The 6,000-nt window shown below is 25.0% G+C and carries 7 protein-coding genes and 1 pseudogene; 1 reads left to right on the top strand and 7 read right to left on the bottom strand.

Annotated features, from left to right (window positions below; genetic code table 11):
* Window positions 1-187 (top strand): annotated as a pseudogene (locus ABFX13_RS08355) (hypothetical protein); the annotation flags it as partial.
* Window positions 188-226: 39 nt separating this feature from the next.
* On the opposite strand, the gene ABFX13_RS08350 reads toward ABFX13_RS08355, so the two are convergent.
* From ABFX13_RS08350 to ABFX13_RS08320, 7 genes are all read right to left on the bottom strand, one after another.
* Entirely contained in the window at window positions 227-550 is a 324-nt protein-coding gene (locus ABFX13_RS08350) for a PTS lactose/cellobiose transporter subunit IIA (RefSeq protein ID WP_346044845.1), read from the bottom strand.
* A 184-nt stretch (window positions 551-734) separates the two neighbouring features.
* Window positions 735-1,031 carry a GIY-YIG nuclease family protein gene (locus tag ABFX13_RS08345; protein WP_346044843.1) on the bottom strand — a complete coding sequence of 99 codons (297 nt, stop codon included), beginning with the start codon at window positions 1,029-1,031 and terminating at the stop codon, window positions 735-737.
* Window positions 1,032-1,076: 45 nt separating this feature from the next.
* Window positions 1,077-1,814: a tRNA pseudouridine(38-40) synthase TruA gene (truA, locus tag ABFX13_RS08340; protein ID WP_346044840.1), complete on the bottom strand. Its 738-nt coding sequence runs from the start codon at window positions 1,812-1,814 to the stop codon at window positions 1,077-1,079.
* Window positions 1,815-1,827: 13 nt separating this feature from the next.
* The gene (locus ABFX13_RS08335) at window positions 1,828-3,252 is read right to left on the bottom strand and encodes a sensor histidine kinase (RefSeq protein WP_346044838.1); all 1,425 of its coding nucleotides are present in this window, start codon (window positions 3,250-3,252) and stop codon (window positions 1,828-1,830) included.
* Window positions 3,252-3,953: a cell wall metabolism DNA-binding response regulator WalR gene (walR, locus tag ABFX13_RS08330; RefSeq protein ID WP_147543872.1), complete on the bottom strand. Its 702-nt coding sequence runs from the start codon at window positions 3,951-3,953 to the stop codon at window positions 3,252-3,254. Before walR ends, ABFX13_RS08335 begins: the two co-directional genes overlap by 1 nt.
* 19 nt (window positions 3,954-3,972) lie before the next feature.
* Window positions 3,973-5,349 (bottom strand): hypothetical protein, encoded by a 1,377-nt coding sequence (locus ABFX13_RS08325; RefSeq protein ID WP_346044835.1) that lies wholly within the window; start codon window positions 5,347-5,349, stop codon window positions 3,973-3,975.
* The gene (locus ABFX13_RS08320) at window positions 5,350-5,976 is read right to left on the bottom strand and encodes an HDIG domain-containing metalloprotein (RefSeq protein ID WP_346044833.1); all 627 of its coding nucleotides are present in this window, start codon (window positions 5,974-5,976) and stop codon (window positions 5,350-5,352) included. It lies immediately after the preceding gene.
* Between the last annotated feature and the right edge of the window lie 24 nt (window positions 5,977-6,000).

The raw sequence follows: 6,000 nt of genomic DNA, 5'->3' as shown, positions 1-6,000 counted from the left end.
TAAAGGTGAAAAAGGCGATACTGGTGCTCAAGGTCCTAAAGGTGAACAGGGAAATATAGGTCCTCAAGGTCCTAAAGGTGAAAAAGGCGATACTGGTGCCGCTCCTAGTAAAGTAAAACCTGTCCCTTACGCTCCTGAAAAGAAAAAAATAATTAATCCAAGTAAAAAAACACCTTATAACAAATAAAAATAAGAGTGCTAATATTAGCACTCTTATTTTTATTTACTAATCTAATTTTTTAGATATAAACTCATACATATCTATAAACTCTTTAGCTAATTGTAAAAAGTTCATAGTTGTCATTAAATGATCTTGAGAGTGAACTAAAACAATCCTCATTTCAATTTTTTCTCCAGTAGCTTCTAATTGTATTAATTCTGTTTGAAATTTATGTGCTTTGTTTAGAGTTTCACTAGCTTTTTTTAAAAGACTTCTCGCTTTTTCATAATTTCCCTTTTTAGCTTCATCCAATGCTTCATGTGCAATGCTCTTTGCATCTCCTGCATAACCTATTATTCCAAATGATATTTCAAATATCTTTTCATCCATATTTTACTACCTTCACTTTCCCCTATATATTTCTATAATTATTTATTTTTATATCATTAACTTCAAACAGCCTTTTTACTATATTTATCGTTCATATTTAGCTACAATATTCAACAAAATATTTGTATGACTAAAATACTATTTTTTATAATAAAAAGCAATATATATTTTAATTTTCACTTTATTATTTTCCTAATACATACTTATCTTTATCTATACAATATTTTTCGTATAAAAGTTTAGGATTTTCTATGACTTTAGTTTTATTTATTCTAGTTAATTTTTTTAAGAAATATTCTAATTTCATAGCTTCACTTTTACTTTTACTTATCCAATATATATCTAATTTTTTAAACCCATTAGCTTTAGTATATTTAGAATTTATACCATTTTTATGTTCTTCCATTCTTCTTTTAATATCACTTGTATACCCTATGTAATATGTTTCATTTTTACAAGTTATTATATATGTGTAATACATAAAATCCTCCAAAAAATAAACCAGACAGCTAAAAGCTGTCTGATTTTAATATTTAACAGAATATAAATATAACCCTTTAGCTGGTGCCGTGTCTGAAGCTTTACTTCTATCCTTAGCTTCTAACATAGCTTTAATATCTCCAGGTGTTTTTTTATGTAAACCTACATCTATTAATGCACCTACTATTATTCTAACCATATTATATAAAAATCCATTACCTTCTACATATATATCTATTATATCTTTATTTTTATTAATAGTTATGCTGTGAATATTACGTACATTTGATTTTTTCTTTGATTTTGAAGATGCAAAACTAGTAAAATCATGTTCTCCTATTAAATACTCACTAGCTTTTTTCATTAATTCTATATCTAATGTTTTTTCTATGTGTGTACTATATTTTCTAAGAAACACATCATGATGTTTAGCATTATTTATTTTATATAAATATACTTTTTGTTTAGCATTATATCTAGAATGAAATCTATCACTAACTTCTTTAACTTCTTTTACAACAATATCTTCTGGTAAGTATTTATATAAGTAATCACTTATTTTTTCTACTGAGATAGTAGAGCTAGTTTTAAAATTAGCAACTTGATTGTAAGCATGAACTCCCATATCAGTTCTTCCTGAACCTATTATCTCTATATGCTCATCAAACATTTTGCTAAGCACAGATTCTATTTTTCCTTGTATTGTATTTTCATTATCCTTAAGTCTTTGAAATCCTTTATATCTTGAACCATCATATTCTATGATTAGTTTTATATTTCTCATATTAATCCTCTTTCTATACAGACTCTACCAGTACATTTTTAAGTGTAAATGTAATACATGTACCTTCACCTTTTTTACTTTCTATGTTCATTTCTCCACCATGAAGTTTTACTATTTCATTGCTTATAGCAAGTCCTAATCCACTTCCTGCTTTGTTATAATTTTCTTGGAAAAATTTATCTAATACTTTTTCTAAATTATGCTCTTCTATTCCTTCTCCATTGTCTATAACTTTTATAATTGTATATTCTTCATTTTGGTCAACAATAACTTTTACATAACCTTGCATATCAGTAAACTTTAAAGAGTTTTGAACTAAATTTATAAGAACTTGTCTTAATCTATTCTTATCTCCTTGTATCATTTTTATATTATTAGTTTCAAAATCATAAGTTAAAGATATATTTTGTTCATTTGCTTTAACTTTAAGTTGATTTACAACACTATTAGCTAAAGCACATACATCAACCATATCTATTTGTAACTTAATTCTATCTGATGATAATCTTGAGAAATCTAAAAGTTCTTCAACAAGTTTTATAAGTCTTTCTGTTTCATCTTGTATAATACCTAGACCTAAATCTAATTCTTCTTTTCCAATACCTTCATACCCTAATGTTTCACTCCATCCCTTTATAGATGTTAAAGGAGTTCTAAGTTCATGAGATATTGAAGATATAAATTCTTCTTTTAACTTTTCACTTTTATCAATTTCTTTTGCCATATGTTCAAAAGTTTCTGCTAATTCGCCAATTTCATCATCAATTATAGTTCTTGGCTTTAATTTTATATTATAGTTACCATGTGCCAATTCATTAGCAAATTTTTTAAGCTCACTTAAAGGATCTATTAACGTATATGCAAATTTTAAACTTATAGATATAGCTATTAATAATATAAATATACCAGCTAATATAAGACCTAAAATTATTTTGAATATAGTTTTGTCTATAGCATTAAGTGATACAGTATATCTTACTATTCCTTCTATTTGGTTGTTAAATGTTAAAGGAACAGATATACTCATTACATGCTCTCCAGTACTTTTTATTCTATACTTAGTAGTTGATATAATATTTTTAAGTGCTTGGTCTACATCTTCATAATGAGCTTTTTTATTGGTCCTAAATCCATATTGATCTATTATTATGTTTTTATCTTTATCTATTATCTCTACAGCCATTTCTGAATTTGTATTTATATCTTTTTTTTCAAATATATTATTTATTTTTTGCTCAAAAGAAATATCACCCATATAGTATCTACTATATAAATCTTCAATAGTTTTAGCTTGATGTCTAAGTGTTTGTCTTACAGAGTCATTGTAATAATTTTGAGCATAAAATATAAATAATCCTTCAAATAAAGTTACTGTAATTATTATTATTATAAAGTAATTTTTTATTATTTTTTTCCTAAGTCCTTCAAAGTGTATCACTACTCATTTTCCTTTCTCCAGCAGTAACCATATCCCCAAACAGTTTGTATAAATTTAGGTTTTGATGGATCATCTTCTATTTTATTTCTTATTCTTCTTATATTTACATCAACTATTTTAAAATCATATAAATAATTAGTTCCCCATACTTCATCTAGTATTTGATCTCTACTTAGAGATTGTTTTTCATTAGTTATTAAAAATTTCACTATAGAAAATTCTGTTGGAGTTAATTCTATCTCTACATTATTTTTTATTAACTTTCTTTTTTCTAAATCTAATACAAATGGTCCACTTTCCATTACACTTTTGTTTTTACTGTTTGCTTCTCTATTTATTCTTCTTGAAAGTGCACTTACTCTCATAAGTAATTCTTTTATACTAAAAGGCTTAACCATGTAATCATCAGCACCAGATATAAATCCTTCTATTTTATCTTCTTCCTGAGATTTAGCTGTAAGCATTATTATTCCAACTGAATCAAAATTAGTTCTTATGTATTTACATACCTCTATTCCGCTCATATCAGGTAGCATTACATCAAGTAAAGCTATAGATATATTTTTCTCATTAGATATTTTATCTATGGCTTCTTGTCCAGTTCCTGCTTCTATTACTTCATATCCTTCTCTTTTTAAGTTAATACTTACAAAACTTCTTATACCTATTTCATCTTCTAAAACTAAAATTTTTTCACTCATAATACTTCCTCCCTCTAAACTAATAAATTTCTAAGAAACATGATTTTAAGGCATCAGTAGATATATTTAAATCATCTAAAATTCCTTGATTATTAACTAACAACATAAATGATTCATTCTCATTTTCACGTATTATAAATCCATTATTATTTGTGTTTGTATTTGCACTTGAATGGTTATTGTTATCTATTTTATTTTTTACTACTTTAACTATAGTAAATAACTTAATAGGCTCTTTTTGTTTTTCATCATAATAAAGAAATTCAAAGTAAGTTTTATTATCTTTAATAGTTTCTTCTACATATACTTTATCTGCTAAACTGTTATCTAGAAGCAACTTAAAATTATTAGCATAATTGTAATAAATTTGACTTATAAATATAAGATTTGAATTTTCTTTAGATTTTCCATTCCAATCATACCAACTAACATTAGCTGACAATTTTTTATTATATCCTTTTGTATTGTTATTTATTATTGGTATATCAATTATTCCATCCTTATTCGTATCTTGTACAGGCATATAATATGGATTTTTAGTTTTTATATCTTTTTCATCAAAAGCTTTTAATAATTTATTATCATCTAAATATAATATTTGAGTTATATACGAATCATTTCCTGTAAATGGTTTTGTACTTATAATAATTCCTTTTTTATCTTTACTAACCTTTTTTATATCTATATAGGTACTATCTAAACTCTTAACATCATTTATTAAAGCAAAATCTTTAAGTTTTATATATTTATCAAAATACGTTACACTAACTGCCATCTCATGTGTTTGTGGATTAAAACTTGTTATAATTATATCTGGTTTTTTATCATTATCTAAGTTATCTATTTTTATTTTCATCTCACTGTATTGATTGTAATTTTTTATCCAACTTGGATCAAATGTACTCAATTTAGTAATTTTATTATTTTTAAACCCAAGTATCTCCACTTTAGTTTTATTTCCTTTTTTAGTAAATAAAATTATTTCTTTATAACCATCATTATCTAAATCATAAAAATTAGCATACTCAATACTATCACCGTTAACTAAATATTCATCACTTTTTGAGTAATTATTTTTTTGATTATTGTTTAAAACAATGAATCCAACTTTATTATTTCCTTCATCTATATCTTCATATTTTTTAAATACAATTAATTCTTTCAAATTGTTTTTATCTAAGTCAACACTATTTATAGCTGATACTTCAGAAGAATTTTTAGGCAATAAAATAGTTGCATCTTTTTCTAATTCATCATTTATTTTGTTGTATAGATTTTTTTGTTGTTCATCATATATAGGCTTTTCTATTAACTGTTCTGGAGATTCTGTACTAGTACATCCTACATTAAGTAATCCAGCACATAAAACTACTACAATTAATTTAAATAACTTCATCTATTTCCCCTCTCTGTTTTTCAAATAAGCTTTAAACTTCTTTATATTTTCAAGTTCCTTATCCTCAACTTCTTTAGTTATATTACCTCTACCCAACCTATCAGCTGTTGATAAAATTGCTATTTCTTTGTAATCTGTATCTCTTATCATATCCTTATAACTAAAAAATCGTAGATTTTTATCAAAAAATAATGGTTGCATATGATATCTAACTAATTTAGATACCTTATATTTAAAATCTTCATCATCAGTTAGCTTGTCCAATATTAACTTTGCAACTTTTTCACCTTCAACATCATGATTATAAGAAGTAATTCTTCCTTTTCTAATTCTTGTAGTTGTCAGTTTTCCAATATCATGAAGTAATGCTCCCCACATAAGTACAAGCTTATCACTAGAATTATTTTTAAGTTTTGAAGCATTATCAACTACCATTAAAACATGATTTAATACATTTCCTTCAGGGTGATATTTTGGATTTTGATCTATATTTTCAAGCCTTGATAGCTTATCTATAAGCTCAATATCATAAACTTTATTTAATATTATATTTTTTATATATATAGATGGTCTTTCATCTTCTATTAAATGATTACTAATTTCTTTAAAAATTGCTTCTTTATTCATTACATCCACATCCTTAAATTTAAT

The sequence above is a fragment of the Paraclostridium tenue genome (assembly GCF_039521565.1).
In the GTDB taxonomy this organism is placed as follows: Bacteria; Bacillota; Clostridia; order Peptostreptococcales; family Peptostreptococcaceae; genus Paraclostridium; species Paraclostridium tenue.
Note: the sequence above shows the minus strand (reverse complement) of the source record. Positions and strands in the feature narration are given on the sequence as shown.

Excerpts from the sequence above, each read along its gene's own strand:
- ABFX13_RS08350 (WP_346044845.1), bottom strand. The coding sequence starts at position 550 with ATGGATGAAAAGATATTTGAAATATCATTTGGAATAATAGGTTATGCA.
- ABFX13_RS08345 (WP_346044843.1), bottom strand. The coding sequence starts at position 1,031 with ATGTATTACACATATATAATAACTTGTAAAAATGAAACATATTACATA.
- truA (WP_346044840.1), bottom strand. The coding sequence starts at position 1,814 with ATGAGAAATATAAAACTAATCATAGAATATGATGGTTCAAGATATAAA.
- walR (WP_147543872.1), bottom strand. The coding sequence starts at position 3,953 with ATGAGTGAAAAAATTTTAGTTTTAGAAGATGAAATAGGTATAAGAAGT.
- ABFX13_RS08325 (WP_346044835.1), bottom strand. The coding sequence starts at position 5,349 with ATGAAGTTATTTAAATTAATTGTAGTAGTTTTATGTGCTGGATTACTT.
- ABFX13_RS08320 (WP_346044833.1), bottom strand. The coding sequence starts at position 5,976 with ATGAATAAAGAAGCAATTTTTAAAGAAATTAGTAATCATTTAATAGAA.